The sequence below is a fragment of the Streptomyces sp. WMMB 322 genome, from assembly GCF_900090145.1.
Classification (GTDB): Bacteria; Actinomycetota; Actinomycetes; order Streptomycetales; family Streptomycetaceae; genus Streptomyces.
Genome location: NZ_FMHI01000012.1, coordinates 89,281 through 107,877, shown reverse-complemented (window position 1 = coordinate 107,877; position 18,597 = coordinate 89,281). Strand labels below are relative to the sequence as shown.

Here is an 18,597-nt window from a genome sequence, read left to right as displayed (position 1 = left end):
GGGCAGCGGGGTCGGGTCCGGTCGGGGCGTCGGGGAGCTCCGGCCGGGACGGAGGAACGGTTCAGCCGGAGCGGCGGGCCGCGGTGAGGTGGTCGGCGTGCTCCTGGAGCGAGCGGACACCCACCTCGCCGCGGGCCATCGCCTCGATGCCCTGCACCGCCGCGGCCAGTGCCTGGACGGTGGTGAGGCAGGGTACGGCGCGGGCGACTGCGGCGGTGCGGATGTCGTATCCGTCGAGGCGGCCGCCGGTCCCCCACGGAGTGTTGACGATGAGGTCGATCTGGCCGTCGTGGATGAGCTGGACGACCGTCGGCTCGCCGTCCGGGCCGGGGCCCTGGCTGTGCTTGCGTACGACGGTGGCGTTGATCCCGTTCCGCCTGAGCACCTCGGCGGTGCCGGAGGTCGCCATCAGCTCGAAGCCCATTGCGGCCAGTTCGCGCGCCGGGAAGATCAGCGAACGCTTGTCGCGGTTGGCGACCGAGACGAACGCCCGTCCCTTCGTGGGCAGAGCACCGTACGCGGCGGCCTGCGACTTGGCGTAGGACGTGCCGAAGACGGCGTCGATGCCCATCACTTCGCCGGTTGAACGCATCTCCGGCCCGAGGACGGTGTCCACGCCGCGTCCCTGCACGTCGCGGAAGCGCGTCCAGGGCAGCACCGCTTCCTTCACGGAGATCGGCGCGTCCAGCGGCAGGTCGCCGCCGTCGCCGGCGGCGGGCAGCATGCCCTCGGACCGCAGCTGCGCCACGGTGGCGCCGAGGGAGATGCGGGCTGCGGCCTTGGCCAGGGGGACGGCCGTCGCCTTCGAGGTGAAGGGGACGGTGCGCGAGGCGCGCGGGTTGGCTTCCAGGACGTAGAGGATGTCGCCGGCCATCGCGAACTGGATGTTGATCAGTCCGCGCACGCCGACTCCGCGCGCGATGGCCTCCGTCGAGGAGCGCAGCCGCTTGATGTCGTGGCCGCCGAGGGTGATGGGCGGCAGGGCGCAGGCGGAGTCGCCGGAGTGGATGCCGGCCTCCTCGATGTGCTCCATGACCCCGCCGAGGTAGAGCTCCTCGCCGTCGTAGAGCGCGTCGACGTCGATCTCGATGGCGTCGTCGAGGAACCGGTCGATCAGGACGGGGTGTTCGGAGATCAGCCCGGCGTGCCGCTCCAGGTAGGCGGCGAGCGACTCCTCGTCGTAGACGATCTCCATGCCGCGCCCGCCCAGCACGTACGAAGGACGCACCATCACCGGGTAGTTGATGCCGGCGGCGATGTCCTTGGCCTGCCCGAAGGAGTAGGCCGTGCCGTACTTGGGCGCGGGAAGCCCGGCCTCCTCCAGGACCCGGCCGAACGCGCCGCGTTCCTCGGCGAGGTTGATCGCCTCGGGCGGCGTGCCCACGATCGGCACTCCCGCGTCCTTCAGCGCCTGGGCCAGGCCGAGCGGCGTCTGCCCGCCGAGTTGCACGATGACGCCCGCGACCAGCCCGGCCTCCTGCTCGGCGTGGACGATCTCCAGTACGTCCTCCAGGGTGAGCGGCTCGAAGTAGAGCCGGTCGGAGGTGTCGTAGTCGGTGGAGACGGTCTCGGGGTTGCAGTTGACCATGACGGTCTCGTAGCCCGCCTCGCCCAGGGCGAAGGAGGCGTGGACGCAGGAGTAGTCGAACTCGATTCCCTGGCCGATGCGGTTCGGCCCGGAACCGAGGATGATCACGGCCGGCTTCTCGCGCGGCGCGACCTCGCTCTCCTCGTCGTAGGAGGAGTAGAAGTACGGCGTACGCGCGGCGAATTCGGCGGCGCAGGTGTCGACGGTCTTGTACACGGGGCGGATTCCCAGTGCGTGCCGCACCTCGCGCACCACGTCCTCGCGCAGCGAGCGCACCTGTGCGATCTGCGCGTCCGAGAAGCCGTACCGCTTGGCCTCGGCCAGCAGTCCGGGGCTCAGCTCCCGTGCCGCGGCGAGCGCTTCGGCCACCTCGTGGATCAGGAAGAGCTGGTCGGTGAACCACGGGTCGATCTTCGTGGCCTCGAAGACCTCCTCCTGGGTGGCCCCGGCACGGATGGCGTCCATGACGGTGTTGACCCGGCCGTCGGTGGGGCGGGCGGCCTTCTCCAGCAGCGCGCTCTTCTCTCCCACCGGGGAGGTGAAGTCGAACTGGCTGCCCTTCTTCTCCAGCGAGCGCAGCGCCTTGTTGAGCGCCTCGGGGAAGTTGCGGCCGATGGCCATCGCCTCGCCGACCGACTTCATCGTGGTGGTGAGGCCGTCGTCCGCGGCCGGGAACTTCTCGAAGGCGAACCGGGGGACCTTCACCACCACGTAGTCGAGCGTCGGCTCGAACGAGGCCGGAGTCTGCTCGGTGATGTCGTTGGGGATCTCGTCGAGCGTGTAGCCCACGGCGAGCTTCGCCGCGATCTTGGCGATGGGGAATCCCGTGGCCTTCGATGCGAGGGCGGAGGAGCGGGAGACCCGCGGGTTCATCTCGATCACGACGACGCGGCCGTCGGACGGATCGACCGCGAACTGGATGTTGCAGCCGCCGGTGTCGACGCCCACTTCGCGGATCACGGCGATGCCGATGTCCCGCAGGACCTGGTACTCCCGGTCGGTCAGGGTCATCGCGGGCGCGACGGTGATCGAGTCACCGGTGTGCACGCCCATCGGGTCGAAGTTCTCGATGGAGCAGACGACCACGACGTTGTCGTTCTTGTCGCGCATCAGCTCCAGTTCGTACTCCTTCCACCCGAGGATCGACTCCTCCAGCAGCACCTCGTTCGTCGGGGAGAGCGCGAGCCCCTGGCCGGCGATGCGGCGCAGCTCCTCCTCGTCGTGAGCGAAGCCGGAGCCCGCGCCGCCCATCGTGAACGAGGGCCGTACGACGACGGGATAACCGCCCAGCTCCTCGACTCCGTCGAGGACGTCCTGCATGGAGTGGCAGATGTACGAGCGGGCCGATTCCCCGTGCCCCGTGCGGGCGCGGACGGCCTCGACGACCTCCTTGAACTGGTCCCGGTCCTCGCCCTTGTTGATGGCCTCGACGTTGGCGCCGATCAGCTCGACCCCGTACTCGGCCAGGGTTCCGGACTCGTGCAGCGAGATCGCCGTGTTCAGGGCCGTCTGGCCGCCGAGCGTCGGCAGCAGCGCGTCCGGGCGCTCCTTCGCGATGATCTTCTCCACGAACTCCGGGGTGATCGGCTCGACGTACGTCGCGTCCGCGATCTCCGGGTCCGTCATGATCGTCGCCGGGTTGGAGTTGACGAGGATCACCCGCAGACCCTCCGACTTCAGCACCCGGCAGGCCTGCGTACCGGAGTAGTCGAACTCGGCCGCCTGGCCGATCACGATCGGGCCGGAGCCGATCACCAGAACGGACTCGATGTCGGTGCGCTTAGGCACGCCGGTCCTCCATGTGCGCCTTGGTGCTGTGCTGTTCGTTTCCGCTGTGCCCGCCGTCCGCCGCACCGCTCATGAGGGCGGTGAAGCGGTCGAAGAGGTAAGCGGCGTCGTGCGGACCGGCCGCCGCCTCGGGGTGGTACTGGACGCTGAAGGCGGGCCGGTCCAGAAGCCGCAGCCCTTCGACCACGCCGTCGTTGAGGCAGACGTGGGAGACCTCCGCGCGTCCGTACGGGGTCTCGCTGACGGTGTCCAGCGGCGCGTCGACCGCGAACCCGTGGTTGTGCGCGGTCACTTCGACCTTGCCGGTCATGCGGTCCTGCACGGGCTGGTTGACGCCGCGGTGGCCGTACTTGAGCTTGAAGGTTCCGAAACCGAGGGCCCGCCCGAGGATCTGGTTGCCGAAGCAGATGCCGAACAGGGGCGTCCCGCGCTCCAGCACCGCGCGCATCAGTGCCACTGGGTGTCCGGCCGAGGCGGGGTCGCCGGGCCCGTTGGAGAAGAACACCCCGTCCGGGCGGACCGCGTAGACGTCCTCGACGCTCGCGTCGGCCGGCAGCACGTGCACCTCTATCCCGCGCTCGGCCATCCGCTGCGGCGTCATGCCCTTGATGCCGAGGTCGACGGCGGCGACGGTGAAGCGCCTGGTGCCGTGCGCGGGCACCACGTACGGCTCCCGCGTGGCCACTTCGCCGCACAGGTCGGCGCCCTTCATCGCGGGCGCGGAGCGCACCCGCTCCAGCAGTGCCGCCCCACCCGCCGAGGCCGCGTCCCCGGAGAAGATCCCGGCGCGCATCGCGCCGCGCTCACGCAGATGCCGGGTGAGCGCGCGCGTGTCCACGCCGCTGATCCCGACGACGCCCTGAGCGGCGAGCTCCTCGTCGAGGCTGCGCACTGAGCGCCAGTTCGAGGGCCTGCGGGCCGGGTCGCGCACGACGTAGCCGGCGACCCAGATCCGTGCGGACTCCGGATCCTCGTCGTTGACTCCCGTGTTGCCGATGTGCGGGGCGGTCATCACCACCACCTGACGGTGGTAGGAGGGGTCGGTCAGCGTCTCCTGGTATCCGGTCATGCCGGTGTTGAAGACGGCTTCCCCGAAGGTCTCCCCCACCGCTCCGTACGCGCGTCCGCGGAAGCTGCGGCCGTCCTCCAGCACGAGTACGGCGGAACTCCCGGCCGTCCGGTCGGTGCTCGTCATCATGTGTCCCTCTCCGGGGTTACTGCAGTGTGGTGCCTCCCGGCGACGCCGCTGTCGCCGGACGCCATTGCGCTGATGCGGTCCGCCCAGGCCCTGTGCCCGGCGGCGGTGTCGAAGCGGAAGCCGGAGTCGAGGCGGCGGTCGCCGAGCTGCCAGGTGATCACCAGCAGGCCCCCTTCGGTGAGGACCTTGCCCGCGATGCCCTTGTCGAGGCGGGCGCCGCGCAACCGCCCGGCCGGGATGAAGAAGTCCCGCGCCCCCGGCCGCACGACGTGGAGGCCCTGCGCCGTCAGCGCGAGCTCGGCACGGCTTCGCGTGCCCAGGCCGTGAGCGACGATGCGATCCAGCCACTGCCCGGCCGTGGTGGAACCGTGGTAGCGGCCGGCCGCATGAAGCAGCGTCTCTCCGGCCTCCTCGGGAGCGGGTGGGGACTCGGGCTCCGGCAGGTCGCCCTGGAGGGTGCCGCGCCACTTCCAGCCCTGCCGCATCAGCCAGTACAGCAGCGCCACGAAGAGTGCCAGCCCGACGACCCAGCCGATGCGGGCCGCCCAGTCCGTGACCTCCTGCGACCTGGGTTCGGCCGCCGCCCCGGCGGCCAGCGAAGCGAGAGATTGTGCGATCACGCCAGTTTCCCGTCGACGAGTGTTGCCCGTCCCCGCAGCCAGGTGTGCGTCACACGTCCCGGCAGTTCCCGGCCCTCGTAGGGGGTGTTGCGGCTCCGGGAGGCGAAGCCGGTGGGGTCCACCGCTCCACGGTAGTCCGGGTCGATGAGCAGCAGGTTCGCGGGTTCTCCGGCGGCGACGGGACGGCCCTGGCCGCTGAGGCGGCCGATCGCGGCCGGGCGGTGCGACATCCGTTCGGCGATGCCCGCCCAGTCCAGCAGACCGGTCTCGACCATCGTGTGCTGGAGCACGGACAGCGCCGTCTCCAGGCCGAGCATCCCCATGGCGGCCGCGCCCCACTCGCAGTCCTTGTCCTCGTGCGGGTGGGGGGCGTGGTCGGTGGCGACGCAGTCGATGGTGCCGTCCGCGAGCGCCTCACGCAGCGCACGCACGTCGGTCTCGGTGCGCAGCGGCGGGTTGACCTTGTAGACGGGGTCGTAGGAGCGCACCAGCTCGTCGGTGAGCAGCAGATGGTGCGGGGTGACCTCGGCCGTGACCTGCCAGCCCTTGGACTTGGCCCAGCGCACCAGTTCGACCGAGCCGGCCGTGGAGAGGTGGCAGATGTGCAGGCGCGACCCGACGTGGGCGGCGAGGAGCACGTCCCTCGCGATGACCGACTCCTCCGCGACGGCGGGCCAGCCGCCCAGGCCGAGTTCGGCGGAGACGGTGCCCTCGTTCATCTGGGCGCCCTCCGTGAGCCGCGGCTCCTGCGCGTGCTGGGCGACGACGCCGTCGAACGCCTTCACGTACTCCAGCGCCCGCCGCATGATCACGGCGTCGTCGACACACTTGCCGTCGTCGGAGAAGACCCGCACGCCCGCCGCGGAGTCGTGCATGGCTCCCAGTTCGGCGAGTTTCTTGCCCTCCAGGCCGACGGTGACCGCGCCGACGGGCTGCACGTCGCAGTAGCCGGACTCGCGGCCCAGGCGCCACACCTGCTCGACGACGCCGGCGGTATCCGCGACGGGGAAGGTGTTGGCCATGGCGTGCACGGCGGTGTAACCGCCCTTGGCGGCGGCCCTGGTGCCGGTGTGCACGGTCTCGGAGTCCTCGCGGCCCGGTTCGCGCAGATGTGTGTGCAGATCGACGAGGCCCGGCAGCAGAATGCGACCCCCGGCGTCGATCACCTCCGCACCCGCGGCGTCGATTCCGCTGCCGGTCTCCGCGATCTTCTCCCCGTCGATCAGGACGTCCTGGGGCTCGCCGCCGAGTACGCGGGCGCCGCGGAGAAGCGTGCGGGCGGTGGTGCTGTTCTTGCCTGCCATGGTCACTCGTTCTCCTCGGTGCGGGCGGCTTCCGTGCGGACGGCGTCCGTGTGGGCTTCCGGGTGGGCGGCGGAGGGGCCGGAGACGGCGGGTTCGGATCCGCCGAGCAGCAGGTAGAGCACCGCCATCCGGATGCTGACGCCGTTCTTGACCTGCTCGACGGCGGTGCACCGAGGCGAGTCGGCGACCTCCGCGGTGATCTCCATCCCGCGGTTCATGGGACCGGGGTGCATCACGACGGAGTGCTCCGGCATGCGGGCCATGCGCTGCCCGTCCAGCCCGTAGCGGCGTGCGTACTCGCGCTCGGTCGGGAAGAAGGCCGCGTTCATGCGCTCCCGCTGGACGCGCAGCATCATCACCGCGTCGGACTTGGCGATGACGGAGTCGAGGTCGTAACTCACCTCGCAGGGCCAGCTGTTCACGCCGACGGGGACGAGCGTGGGCGGCGCCACGAGCGTGACCTCGGCGCCGAGCGTGCTGAGCAGATGGACGTTGGAGCGCGCCACGCGGCTGTGCAGGACGTCGCCGACGATCGTGATGCGACGCCCCGACAGGTCGCCCTCACCGCCGGCGAGGCGCCGGCGCATCGTGAAGGCGTCCAGCAGGGCCTGCGTGGGGTGCTCGTGGGTGCCGTCCCCGGCGTTGACGACGGAGCCGCCGATCCAGCCGGAGGTGGCGAGGCGGTGCGGCGCCCCGGAGCCGTGGTGCCGGATGACGACGGCGTCGGCGCCCATGGCCTCCAGCGTCAGTGCGGTGTCCTTGAGCGACTCGCCCTTGGAGACGGACGAACCCTTCGCGGAGAAGTTGATGACGTCGGCCGAGAGGCGCTTGGCTGCGGCCTCGAAGGAGATCCGGGTGCGCGTCGAGTCCTCGAAGAAGAGATTCACGACGGTGCGGCCGCGGAGTGTCGGCAGCTTCTTGATCGGCCTGTCGGCGACGCGGGCCATCTCCTCGGCGGTGTCGAGGACGAGCACGGCGTCGTCGCGGGTGAGATCGGCGGCCGAGATGAGGTGACGCTTCATCTGTTGCCTTCCGTGGGTCAGTTGTCCGCGGGCGTGACGGACGGGCAGGGGTCGGTGGGGAGGGCGTGGGACGCCGGCCGGACCGGGGCGGGCGGCGGTGTGCCGCCGCGCCGTGCCGGGGCGTCGCTCGGCGGGTTCGGGGGCCGGCGGCGGGCGGCGCGAGGGACACGTCGTGGCCGGCCGGACGGTCGTGCGGTGCACCGAGGGCTCGTGCTCGTCCGGGGCGCTAGCGCTCCGCCTGCTGTGCGGGCCGGGCTCCGCCGCCGTGCGGCCGTTCACCGCCGGGCGCCGACCCGAGGAGCACCCCGTCGCGGCCGTCCTCCTCCGTGAGCTGGACCCTGACCGTCTCGCGCAGCGAGGTGGGCAGGTTCTTCCCCACGTAGTCGGCACGGATGGGCAGTTCGCGGTGGCCGCGGTCGACGAGCACGGCGAGCTGGACCGCCCGGGGCCGTCCGATGTCGCCGAGTGCGTCCAGGGCGGCACGGATGGTGCGCCCGGAGAAGAGGACGTCGTCGACCAGGACGACCAGGCGCCCGTCGACCCCGTCGGGCGGGATGTCCGTGTGCGCCAGCGCGCGGGCGGGACCGAGTCTGAGGTCGTCGCGGTACATGGTGATGTCCAGCGCCCCGTGCGGAACCGGGCTGCCGGTGATTTCCGCGAGCTTCGCCGCCAGGCGCCGTGCCAGGAAGACGCCGCGGGTGGGAATGCCGAGAAGCACCACGTCGTCGGCGCCCTTGGCGCGTTCGACGATCTCGTGTGCGATGCGGGTGAGGACGCGCGCGATGTCCGGCGCCTCGAGTACGGGGCGGCCCGCGGCCGTGCCCCTGCTGCCGTCGTCCGTACGGCTGTCCATACGAAAGGGACCTCCTTCCCCGCCTCACGGGACGGGCCTTAAAGGACGTCTGAACTGTCAGCGCAACGGTACCAGGGGGCCGGAGTCCGTCCGGATGGGGGCCGAATTCGCTCGGAAGAGTGTTCGGTATCGGAGCGAAGCCTTCAATTCCGCTCTACCTCGCAAAGCTGATCGCCGTTCGGCTTGACGGCAGACATTACGCTGCGTAACCTCACAGTGAGTTACCACTTTCTCGTCCGCGGGGAGCGATATGTCCAGCGAATACGCCAAGCAGCTCGGAGCGAAGCTCCGGGCCATCCGCACCCAGCAGGGACTCTCCCTCCACGGGGTCGAGGAGAAGTCCCAGGGCCGCTGGAAGGCGGTCGTGGTCGGTTCCTACGAGCGGGGGGACCGCGCCGTCACCGTCCAGCGCCTCGCCGAGCTCGCCGACTTCTACGGCGTGCCCGTCCAGGAGCTGCTGCCGGGCACCACCCCGGGCGGCGCCGCAGAGCCGCCGCCGAAGCTCGTGCTCGACCTGGAGCGCCTGGCACACGTGCCGGCGGAGAAGGCGGGCCCCCTCCAGCGGTACGCGGCCACGATCCAGTCCCAGCGCGGTGACTACAACGGCAAGGTCCTCTCCATCCGCCAGGACGACCTGCGCACCCTCGCCGTCATCTACGACCAGTCCCCCTCCGTGCTGACGGAGCAGCTCATCAGCTGGGGCGTCCTCGACGCGGACGCCCGCCGCGCGGTGGCCCACGAGGACGCCTGACGGCCTGACCGGCGGCTTCCGCCGGCTCCGCCGAAACGTGCCGCCGCCGGTGGTGCCTCCCTTCGGGGAGGCCCACCGGCGGCGGTTTCACTTTGCTGTCCCACCGCCCGCTACGCCCTCGGAGTCGTGAGCACATCACCACGGAAAGTGACCAACTGCTCCGGCCCAGGCCTCCGTTCACACGAACGGGGGAACGCGCCGAAACAAACTCAAATAAGCCTGCGCCGCAGGGGGCGGCCTCCTCGCGCTGCGAGCGCAAATGGCGGGTCCGGCCGAGGCGGCGAAGCGCGTCTGTGCGGAAACGAGATGCGCGACAGGGGGTGCGGAACGGGGGCCGCAGAAGCGGCCCCCGTCAGCGGCGGAGCGTCGGCTTGAGGTCCTGCAGCCGGCCGAGCAGCCCGTTGATGAAGGGCGGTGACTCGTCAGTGGAGAACTCCCGGGCGATGTCCAGCGCTTCGTCTATGACGACCGCTTCGGGAACCTCTTCCGACCAGATCAGTTCGTAGGCCGACAGCCGCAGGATGCAGCGGTCCACCGCCGGCATACGGTCAAGCGTCCAGCCCACCGAGTAGGTGGAGATCAGCTCGTCGATGCGCTCGGCGTTCGCCGCATAGCCCTCGACGAGCTGCATCGTGTACTCGCTGACGGGCGGCTGCCGCTCGTCGGTCCCGGCATGCCGGATCCAGTCCTGCATGACGGCCGTGGGGGCACTCCCCCGCTGGTCCGCCTCGAAGATGATCTGGAAGGCCCGTTTACGGGCCTTGTTACGGGCTGCCACGGTTAGCTGTTCACCCGGCCGAGGTATTCGCCGGACCGGGTGTCGACCTTGATCTTCTCCCCCGTGGTGATGAACAGCGGCACACCGACCTCGTAACCGGTCTCCAGGCGCGCGGGCTTGGAGCCGCCGGTGGAGCGGTCGCCCTGGACACCCGGCTCGGTGTGCTCGATGACCAGCTCGACCGCGGCGGGCAGTTCGACGAACAGTGCCTCGCCCTGGTACATCGCGACCGTGGCCTCGAAGCCCTCCATCAGATAGTTGGCGGTGTCGCCGACGATCTCGGGGGTGATGTGGATCTGGTCGTAGGTCTCCATGTCCATGAAGACGAAGTACTCGCCGTCCTTGTACGAGAACTGCATTCCGCGTCGGTCCACGGTGGCCGTATCGACCTTGGTGCCCGCGTTGAACGTCTTGTCGACGGTCTTGCCGGACATGACGTTCTTCAGCTTCGTACGGACAAAGGCGGGCCCCTTGCCGGGCTTGACGTGCTGGAACTCGACGACGGACCAGAGCTGGCCGCCTTCGAGCTTGAGCACCATGCCGTTCTTGAGGTCGTTCGTGGATGCCACGGTTGCGGAATCTCCTGAGACTGCTGCTGCGGAGACCAGAGGGCTGCCCGGCTCCGTCGCCCCGTCAGGAACTAGAGGGCGAGCAGCTCTTTGGTCGTGATGGTGAGTAGCTCGGGTCCGCCGTCCGCAGCGGGGCGGACGACGAGCGTGTCATCGATCCGGACACCGCCCTGGCCCGGAATGTGGACCCCGGGCTCAATGGTGACCGGCACACAAGCGTCCAGTTTACCCATGGCCCCAGGTGACAGCCGAGGGTCCTCACCGATTTCCAGTCCCACCCCGTGGCCCGTCGCCGGACCGAGCGCCTCGGCGTGGCCGGCGCCCCTCAGTACCTGGCGCGTGGCCCGGTCGACGTCACTGCAGGCCATGCCGGGCGTCAGCGCCTCCCGTCCGGCCCGCTGGGCGGCGAAGACGAGGTCGTACAGCTCGACCTGCCAGTCCTCCGGAGCGGTGCCGATCACGAACGTTCGGCCGATCTGGCACCGGTAGCCGTGGTACTGGGCGCCCAGTCGCACGGAGAGGAAATCGCCCTCCTCGACCCGCCGGTCGGTGGGACGGTGCCTGGCGAGGCCCGCGTTCCGGCCGGTCGCCACGCAGGTGGGGAAGGCGGAGCCCTCAGCACCGTGGTCGATGAGCCTGCGCTCCAGTTCGAGGGCGAGGTGCCGCTCGGTGCGTCCGACGAGGATCGACTCCAGCAGTTCACCGAGCGCCTGGTCGGTGATCTCGGCCGCGATGCGCAGCGCGGCGATCTCCTCGTCGTCCTTGATGACGCGCTGGGCCTCGACGGGGCTGTCGAGTGCGGCCAGGCGGAGCCCTGCCGCGACGGATGCCATGGCCCGGTGCCTGGCCACCGTCAGATGGTGCTCCTCGACGGCGAGAAGCCGTGCGCCCGCCGTTGCGGCCAGGTCGGCTGCGGCCACCGCCGTGTCCCCCTCCGGGTTGGAGAGGCGGCCGGTGCGCAGTTCGTCGTCGTGGTGGCTGCCGGACTCGTGCTGAGGGGTGTCGTCGCAGGAGGGGCCCAGCAGCGTGTCGATGCCGTCCGGGCCGATCAGCAGCGCGGCTCCCTGCGGCGGACGGCCGGTCAGATAGCGGATGTTGGCCGGCCGGGTGACCAGCACCGCGTCGGGAGGGCCGTCCTTCGCCGCGGTCGCGGCGCAGCGCTCGCGGAGCAGGGCACGGCGAGCCACATGGACTTCGGACATGGTTCCGAGCCTACGGAGGGCCCAGGGCGGCGGCAGTCCGTGCGGGGCCGTGCGAGCGACATCGCGTGCCGCACGGGGAGGACGGCCGCGCCACGGGCAGGTGCCGTACGGGCCGGCCCCTCCGCCGGTCCGGCGTCACCAGCGCGGCGGGCTTGCCAGGCTGCGGGCCACCACGTCGTCGAGCATCCGGGCCGTGGTTGCGACGTCCTGCCGGGAGTTGTCGATGATGGGCAGGCCCGAGCCGTACCAGCCCGCCATCCGGCCGTGGATCTGTGCGACCTCTTCGTCGCTGAGCCTGCGGTTGCCGCTGCGGGCGGCGTTGCGCTCCAGCACGATCTCCAGCCCGGGCAGCAGCACGACGGGGATCAGGCCGGGCCCCACGTGGCGTTTCCAGCCGCCCAGCCCGACGACGGGACGGTCGGGGAAGACGGCGTCGTCGAGGATGCAGGAGATGCCGTTTGCGAGGAAGTTGCGGGCGGCGAAGCCGCAGGTGCGGCGCGCCAGCCGGTACTGGGCCTCGGAGTGGTCGTTCCAGCCGCTCTGCGGGTCGGCGAAGCCCGAGCGAACCCATTCACGTACGTCGTCGAGGCTGATGTGGGACGTCGGCACGGCCCGCCGGTCGGCCCAGTAGCGGGCCACGGTGGTCTTGCCCGCACCGGCCGGGCCGATGAGCAGTACGGCCACGGCCGCCCGCGTCGCGTCGAGCTGTGCCGGGTCGGCGTCCGGTGTGGGGATCTCCACGGGAGCACCGCGGGAGAGCAGCAGGTGTCCGGTGGACTCGGTGGGGTGGACGTCGGGGTCACCGTGGTGCACCTGACCGGGCGGCCGTGCCGGAGCTGTGGGCACCGGTGGCGGCGCGGGCGCCGGGGGCCGGGCCGGGGGCGGCGGGCCCCCCGCCGGCGGCTGCGCGGGCGGTCGCGCCGGCGGCTGGAGAGGGGGCTGCGGAGGCTGGGAGTGTGCACCCGGCCAGGCCGGCTGCGGCACCGCTCTTCCGGGGCCCGGGGCGGGAGCGGGGGGCGGAGGAGGAGGCACCTGACCGTCGGAGTGCCCGTTGTACGGGGGACGCGTTTCCTGATGTCGGCCCGGAGCCGACTCCGGAGGTGGCACGGGTTGTTGCGCCCCGTACTGCTGCATCCGCTCCCCAACTCCGCTCGGGTCCGCAGGCACTGCCCCCGCAGCGCCATGATTGTGTGACAGTACCGGAAGGTACCGCCCAGGTCGTTCCTGTTGGAACGCCGGAGGACAACGGCAAGTGCCCGGTATCCGCTGCCGGCGCGGGTGCCTGCCCGCGCCCCGCCCCGGGACGCGGTCGCTACGCGGCGATCTCCGCGTGCGCGGCGAGCAGCATCGCCGGGTCGGGCCCCTCCAGCACCGAGGGTTTGGCCAGCCCGTCGAGCACGATGAAGCGCAGCATGTCGCCGCGGGACTTCTTGTCGACGCGCATCGTCTCCAGCAGCTTCGGCCACTGGTCACCGCGGTATGTGACGGGCAGGCCCACCGACTCCAGTACGGCGCGGTGCCGTTCGGCGGTGGCCTCGTCCAACCGCCCGGCGATGCGGCCCAGTTCGGCCGCGAAAACCATGCCGACGGAGACGGCGGCGCCGTGGCGCCACTCGTACCGCTCGTTCTTCTCGATGGCGTGGGCGAGCGTGTGCCCGTAGTTGAGGATCTCCCGCAGCCCGGTCTCCTTCAGGTCGGCGGAGACGACCTCCGCCTTGACCCTGATGGAGCGCTCGATCAGCTCGGCGGTGTGCGGGCCCTCGGGGCTGCGCGCGGCGGCCGGGTCGGCCTCGATCAGGTCCAGGATGACCGGATCGGCGATGAAGCCCGCCTTGATGACCTCCGCGAGGCCGCCCACGTAGTCGTGCACGCCCAGCGACTCCAGTGCGGCCAGGTCGCACAGCACCCCGGCCGGCGGGTGGAAGGCGCCCACGAGGTTCTTGCCCTCTGCGGTGTTGATGCCGGTCTTGCCGCCGACGGCGGCGTCCACCATGCCCAGGACGGTCGTCGGCACGGCGATCCAGCGCACCCCCCGCAGCCAGGTCGCGGCGACGAATCCCGCGACGTCGGTCGTGGCGCCTCCGCCGACGCCGACGATGACGTCGCTGCGGGTGAAGCCGGTCTGGCCCAGCGCCTTCCAGCAGTAGGCGGCGACCTCGGCGGTCTTGGACTCCTCGGCGTTCGGGAGCTGGACGGCGATCGCCTCGTAACCCTGCTCCGCGAGATCCTCGCGGAGCACCTCGCCGGTCTCGGCGAGTGCCTCGGGGTGGAGAACGGCGACGCGCTTGGCGGCCTTGCCGATGAGCCCGGGGAGCTCCCCGAGCAGCCGGCGGCCGATGAGCACGTCGTAGGGAGTGGTGCCGGGGTCTCCGCCGACGGTGATGCGGGTGTGGGCGTCCGGCCCGTCCGATGCCGTGGGGGCAGGGGTCTGGCTGGTCACTTCTGCTTCAGCTCCAGGACGTCGAGGATTTCGCCGGCGACCTCGTCGGGCGTGCGGTTCTCAGTGCTGACGACGGCCCTGGCAACCTCCGTGTAGAGGGGGCGGCGTGCGTCCATCAGCTCCCGCCACTGCTTGCGCGGGTTCATCATCAGCAGCGGGCGCGGTGCGTCGAGCCCGACCCGCTTGACGGCTTCCGCGACGTCCATGTCGAGGAAGACGACGGGGGTGCCCGCCAGCAGCTTCCTGGTCTCCTGGGCGAGGACGGCGCCGCCGCCCAGCGCGAGGATTCCGGTGTGCTCCGCCAGCGCCGTGCGCACGGCCTCGCGTTCCAGCGCGCGGAAGTGCGGTTCGCCCTCGTCGAGAAAGATCTCGGAGATCGGCTTGCCAGCGGCCTCGACGATGTCGTGGTCGGTGTCCCGGCAGCCCACGCCCAGCCGCTGCGCCAGGAGTTCGCCGACGGTCGACTTTCCCACGCCCATCGGGCCGACGAGGATGACGAGGGGCCCGCTCACTTGATCTCCAGGCTGTCGAGGAAGCCGTTCACGTTGCGGCGGGTCTCGGTGACGCTGTCGCCGCCGAACTTCTCGGCCACCGCGTCCGCCAGCACGAGCGCCACCATCGCCTCGGCCACGATCCCCGCGGCCGGCACGGCACACACGTCGGAGCGCTGGTGGTGTGCGCGGGTCTCCTCGCCGGTCTGCACATCGACGGTGGCCAGTGCGCGCGGCACCGTCGCGATGGGCTTCATCGCGGCCCGTACCCGCAGGAGTTCACCGGTGGAGAGCCCGCCCTCGGTGCCGCCGGACCGGCCGGAGCTGCGGCGGATGCCCTCGTCCGTGGAGACGATCTCATCGTGGGCCCTGGAGCCCGGCACCCGTGCCAGCCCGAAGCCGTCGCCCAGCCCGACGCCCTTGATCGCCTGGATGCCCATGAGGGCTCCGGCGAGCCTGGAGTCCAGCCGCCGGTCCCAGTGGACGTGCGAGCCCAGCCCGACCGGAACGCCGTGCGCGGCCACTTCGACCACGCCGCCGAGGGTGTCCCCGTCCTGGTGCGCCTGGTCGATCTCCGCGACCATCGCCTTGCTCGCGTCCGCGTCGAGGCAGCGCACCGGGTCGGCGTCCAGCCGCTCCACGTCGCCGGGCTTCGGGACGAGGCCGTAGGGGGCCTTGGCGGCGCCGAGTTCGACCACGTGGGAGACGATCTCGATCCCGGTGGTCTCCTTCAGGTACGAGCGGGCGACGGTTCCCAGGGCCACACGCGCCGCCGTCTCCCGCGCGGAGGCCCGCTCCAGTACGGGGCGCGCCTCGTCGAAGCCGTACTTCTGCATGCCCGCGAGGTCGGCGTGGCCGGGCCGGGGACGGGTGAGGGGGGCATTGCGGGCCAGGCCGGCCAGCTCCTCCGGGTCGACCGGGTCGGCGGCCATGACCTGCTCCCACTTGGGCCACTCCGTGTTGCCCACCATGATCGCGACGGGCGAGCCGAGGGTGAGGCCGTGCCGCACGCCGCCGATGAAGGTGATCTCGTCCCGCTCGAACTTCATCCGCGCCCCGCGCCCGTAACCGAGACGCCGCCGTGCCAGCTCGTCGGCCACCATCTCAGTGGTGACGGGCACGCCGGAGGGCAGCCCTTCCAGCGTCGCCACCAGTGCGGGGCCGTGCGACTCCCCAGCGGTCAGCCAGCGCAACCTGCTCAACGGTGCTCCTCGATCTCGCGCCTGGGCGCCTCTTGCGGTACGTGTTCGGCTCTGGCTCCGATCTTCCCACGTGCGCGGCCCGGAGCCCGCCCCGGTCCACTGGCCGGACGGCGCGCCGGGGCCCGCCCGGCGCGTTGTTCTCCACGCGCTGCTGTGCTTCCTCGGGGCGGGCGGGCGCGGCGGTCAGACGGTGCGCGCGTGCAGCGCCGCCTCGCCGGCTGCGCGCATGGCTTCGAGCGGCGCGGGAGCATGCCCCGTCATGAGCTCGACCTGGAGCACGGCCTGGTGCACGAGCAGGTCGAGCCCGGAGACGACGGTGCCTCCTTGTGCGGACCACTGAGCCGCAAGCCGCGTGGGCCACGGGTCGTAGAGGACGTCGAAGAGGGTGCCCGGTTCCGCGGGCACGTGCGCGGAGAGCACATCGGTGGCCCCCGCCGGGGTGGTGGCGATCACCAGGGGTGCGCCGAGCGCCTCCGCGGCGTCGGCCCACTCGGCAGTGCGCAGGTTCAGCCCGAGACGGTCGCCCCAGGCGCGCATCTCACGGGCGCGCGCGTCGCTGCGCACGTACGCCGTGACCACGCCGTCGCAGATCTGGGAGAGGGCGGCCAGCGCGGAGGACGCGGTGGCACCCGCGCCGAGGACGGCCGCGTGCTCCACGCCCATGATTCCGCGCTCCTGCAGGGCGGCCACCATGCCGGGGATGTCGGTGTTGTCGCCGATGCGCCTGCGGCCCCTGAAGACAACGGTGTTGACGGCCTCGACGGACTCCGCGGTGGGGCTGACGTCGTCCAGATGCGGGATCACGGCCCGCTTGAGCGGCATCGTCAGCGAAAGGCCCGCCCACTGCTCGTCGGTGGCGCCGAGGAAGGAGGCGATGTCCTCCTCCCCCACCTCGTACCGCTCGTACGTCCAGTCCTCCAGGCCGAGTTCCGCGTACGCGGCGCTGTGCAGCACCGGCGAGAGGGAGTGGGCCACGGGTGAGCCGAGGACGGCGGCGCGCCGTACGGACGGCGAAGCCGCGGGAGCCGGCCGTACGGGGTGGTGCCGGTCCATCAGCCGCCGCTCTCCTTCTTCTTGCGCTGCTCCCTGTTGAAGTCCTGGACGTTGCGGTCGTGTTCGGCCTTGCTCTCGGTGAAGCGGGTGTCACCGGGCTTGACCGTGACGAAGTAGATCCAGTTGCCCTTGGTCGGGTTCAGGGCTGCTTCGATGGCCTGGTGGCCGGGGTTGTCGATCGGGCCGGGCGGCAGACCGCGGTTGAGATAGGTGTTGTAGGGCGACTTCAGCCTGGTGTCCTCGACCGAAGTGTCCAGCGAGGAGCGGCCCTTGGCGTAATTGATGGTGGAGTCGAACTGGAGAAGTATGTTCTTGCCCAGCCTGTTGTAGATGACGCGGGAGACCTTGCCGAACTCGCTGTCCTGCTGCGCCTCTGCCTGGATGAGCGACGCTATGGTGACGATCTCCTCCGGGGTCTTGCCGGCCTTCTTCGCCTCGCCTGCCAGATCGACCTTGGCGTGCTCGGCCTTGGCGCGTTTGACCATGTCCCGCAGCACCTCGAGCGGATCGCTGTTCTCACCGACGCTGTAGCGCGACGGGAAGAGGAAGCCCTCCGGGTTGCCCTTGGCGAAGGCAGGAAGCCCCAGATCGGTTGAGTCGGCCTTCTTGGCCACCTTCTCCGTGGTGCCTTCGGCCTTGCCGAGCTTCTTGTCGATCAGTTCGTAGATCTTCTTCGCCCGCAGCCCCTCGGAGATGATCAGTGCGTTCTGACTGGCCGGGTCGAGCATCAGCTTCACCGCTGCGGCGCCGGACATCTTCTTGCGGAGGCTGTATGTGCCGGGCTGGATCCCGCTCGCCTTCTTCTCCGCCTGCGCCGCCTCGACGAACGCACCGGCGCTCTTGACGACTCCGGCCTTCTGCAGCTCGTTCCCCATGTCGGCGATGGAGGCGCCGTCCGGGATCCTCACCTGGGCCTGGCCCGAACCCTTGCCCGGGTAGTCGGGGGCCGGAGCGAGGTAGGTCTGGTAGAGGTCGTACCCGAAGTAGGCGGCGGTGCCGAGGCCTCCCGCGAGGAGCACCGAGACCGCCAGGCACGCGCAGCCGCTGCGGCGCTTGGTCTCGCCGCTGCCGTTGCGGCGGCCGGACCGCTTGCCTTCGTCGAGGTCGTCGTCCTCGTCGTCGCGGTCCGAGAAGAACGCGTGCTCGCCCTGGTCGGGGCCCGGATCCCAGCCGGTCTCCGGGTCGGCGTCGTGACGGGCGGGAGGCGGTGCGTCGAATCCTTCCCGGCCCGGCTGCGCGTACGGGCCGGAGTAGCCCTGGCCCTGCTGCGGGTGGTGCTGCTGCGGGTGGTGCTGCTGCGGGGGGTGCTGCTGAGGCTGGTGCTGCTGCGGGAAGCCCTGCTGACCCGCGTAGTAGCCGGGCTGCTCGCCGGTGTTGTACGGGTCCTGGACGGTCGGCATCCCGTGCGGGTCCGTCGCCCCCGGACCGTAGCCGGAATCGTAGGACTGTCCCGCTCCGGCTGTCTCGTAGCCGCCGTGGCCGTAGTACTGCTGCTGCTGTTGCCCGTAGTAGCCCTGCTGCTGCGGCACTTGATGCTGACCGGTGCCGTACGGGTCGGCGTACTGACCGGCATAGGGGTCGCCGTCGCCCTCGTAGGCGCCGTCTCTGCCACCGTCCCACCCCTTGTCTCCGAAGAGAGGGTCATCGGGATGCCACGATGGGAGGCTCTGCCCCCGGCCATACTCAGTCATCGATCCCCTAGATCCGCCGGACGGCAGTCGTCTGCCGTACGCAATTC

Annotated in this window: 16 protein-coding genes; 1 reads left to right on the top strand and 15 read right to left on the bottom strand. The window is 71.0% G+C overall.

The features are described from left to right. Positions 1-61 precede the first annotated feature (61 nt). The 6 genes from carB to pyrR form a co-directional block, all read right to left on the bottom strand. On the bottom strand, positions 62-3,376 hold the full coding sequence (gene carB / locus H180DRAFT_RS19325; RefSeq protein ID WP_055487351.1) for a carbamoyl-phosphate synthase large subunit: 3,315 nt from the start codon (positions 3,374-3,376) through the stop codon (positions 62-64). Then, the gene (gene carA / locus H180DRAFT_RS19320; protein WP_079100229.1) at positions 3,369-4,571 is read right to left on the bottom strand and encodes a glutamine-hydrolyzing carbamoyl-phosphate synthase small subunit; all 1,203 of its coding nucleotides are present in this window, start codon (positions 4,569-4,571) and stop codon (positions 3,369-3,371) included. The genes carB and carA overlap by 8 nt, the downstream gene beginning before the upstream one ends. Then, a complete protein-coding gene (locus tag H180DRAFT_RS19315) occupies positions 4,571-5,194 on the bottom strand; it encodes a PH-like domain-containing protein (RefSeq protein ID WP_055487350.1) in 624 nt (207 codons plus the stop codon). Before H180DRAFT_RS19315 ends, carA begins: the two co-directional genes overlap by 1 nt. Further along, positions 5,191-6,498, bottom strand: a complete 1,308-nt coding sequence (locus tag H180DRAFT_RS19310; protein ID WP_055487349.1) for a dihydroorotase — start codon at positions 6,496-6,498, stop codon at positions 5,191-5,193. Before H180DRAFT_RS19310 ends, H180DRAFT_RS19315 begins: the two co-directional genes overlap by 4 nt. 2 nt (positions 6,499-6,500) lie before the next feature. Next, positions 6,501-7,520, bottom strand: a complete 1,020-nt coding sequence (locus H180DRAFT_RS19305) for an aspartate carbamoyltransferase catalytic subunit (protein ID WP_055487348.1) — start codon at positions 7,518-7,520, stop codon at positions 6,501-6,503. Between the two features lie 226 nt (positions 7,521-7,746). After that, the gene (pyrR, locus tag H180DRAFT_RS19300; RefSeq protein ID WP_055487347.1) at positions 7,747-8,373 is read right to left on the bottom strand and encodes a bifunctional pyr operon transcriptional regulator/uracil phosphoribosyltransferase PyrR; all 627 of its coding nucleotides are present in this window, start codon (positions 8,371-8,373) and stop codon (positions 7,747-7,749) included. A 250-nt stretch (positions 8,374-8,623) separates the two neighbouring features. On the opposite strand from pyrR, the gene bldD reads away from it, so the two are divergent. After that, on the top strand, positions 8,624-9,124 hold the full coding sequence (gene bldD / locus H180DRAFT_RS19295) for a transcriptional regulator BldD (protein WP_028431622.1): 501 nt from the start codon (positions 8,624-8,626) through the stop codon (positions 9,122-9,124). 352 nt (positions 9,125-9,476) lie between these two features. On the opposite strand, the gene nusB is transcribed toward bldD, so the two are convergent. From nusB to mltG, 9 genes are all read right to left on the bottom strand, one after another. Then, positions 9,477-9,902 carry a transcription antitermination factor NusB gene (gene nusB, locus H180DRAFT_RS19290; protein ID WP_055487346.1) on the bottom strand — a complete coding sequence of 142 codons (426 nt, stop codon included), beginning with the start codon at positions 9,900-9,902 and terminating at the stop codon, positions 9,477-9,479. Between the two features lie 2 nt (positions 9,903-9,904). Further along, positions 9,905-10,471: an elongation factor P gene (gene efp / locus H180DRAFT_RS19285; RefSeq protein WP_055487345.1), complete on the bottom strand. Its 567-nt coding sequence runs from the start codon at positions 10,469-10,471 to the stop codon at positions 9,905-9,907. 71 nt (positions 10,472-10,542) lie between these two features. Next, positions 10,543-11,673, bottom strand: a complete 1,131-nt coding sequence (locus tag H180DRAFT_RS19280; protein WP_055487344.1) for an aminopeptidase P family protein — start codon at positions 11,671-11,673, stop codon at positions 10,543-10,545. A 135-nt stretch (positions 11,674-11,808) separates the two neighbouring features. Beyond that, on the bottom strand, positions 11,809-12,657 hold the full coding sequence (locus H180DRAFT_RS19275) for an AAA family ATPase (protein WP_175437798.1): 849 nt from the start codon (positions 12,655-12,657) through the stop codon (positions 11,809-11,811). A 328-nt stretch (positions 12,658-12,985) separates the two neighbouring features. Further along, a complete protein-coding gene (aroB, locus tag H180DRAFT_RS19270) occupies positions 12,986-14,113 on the bottom strand; it encodes a 3-dehydroquinate synthase (RefSeq protein ID WP_055487342.1) in 1,128 nt (375 codons plus the stop codon). Next, positions 14,110-14,625: a shikimate kinase gene (locus tag H180DRAFT_RS19265; RefSeq protein WP_055487341.1), complete on the bottom strand. Its 516-nt coding sequence runs from the start codon at positions 14,623-14,625 to the stop codon at positions 14,110-14,112. The genes aroB and H180DRAFT_RS19265 overlap by 4 nt, the downstream gene beginning before the upstream one ends. Beyond that, positions 14,622-15,806 (bottom strand): chorismate synthase, encoded by a 1,185-nt coding sequence (aroC, locus tag H180DRAFT_RS19260; protein WP_055487340.1) that lies wholly within the window; start codon positions 15,804-15,806, stop codon positions 14,622-14,624. Before aroC ends, H180DRAFT_RS19265 begins: the two co-directional genes overlap by 4 nt. Before the next feature lie 183 nt (positions 15,807-15,989). Continuing rightward, positions 15,990-16,859 (bottom strand): shikimate dehydrogenase, encoded by an 870-nt coding sequence (locus H180DRAFT_RS19255; protein WP_055487339.1) that lies wholly within the window; start codon positions 16,857-16,859, stop codon positions 15,990-15,992. Continuing rightward, positions 16,859-18,550: an endolytic transglycosylase MltG gene (gene mltG / locus H180DRAFT_RS19250; RefSeq protein WP_055487338.1), complete on the bottom strand. Its 1,692-nt coding sequence runs from the start codon at positions 18,548-18,550 to the stop codon at positions 16,859-16,861. The genes H180DRAFT_RS19255 and mltG overlap by 1 nt, the downstream gene beginning before the upstream one ends. Between the last annotated feature and the right edge of the window lie 47 nt (positions 18,551-18,597).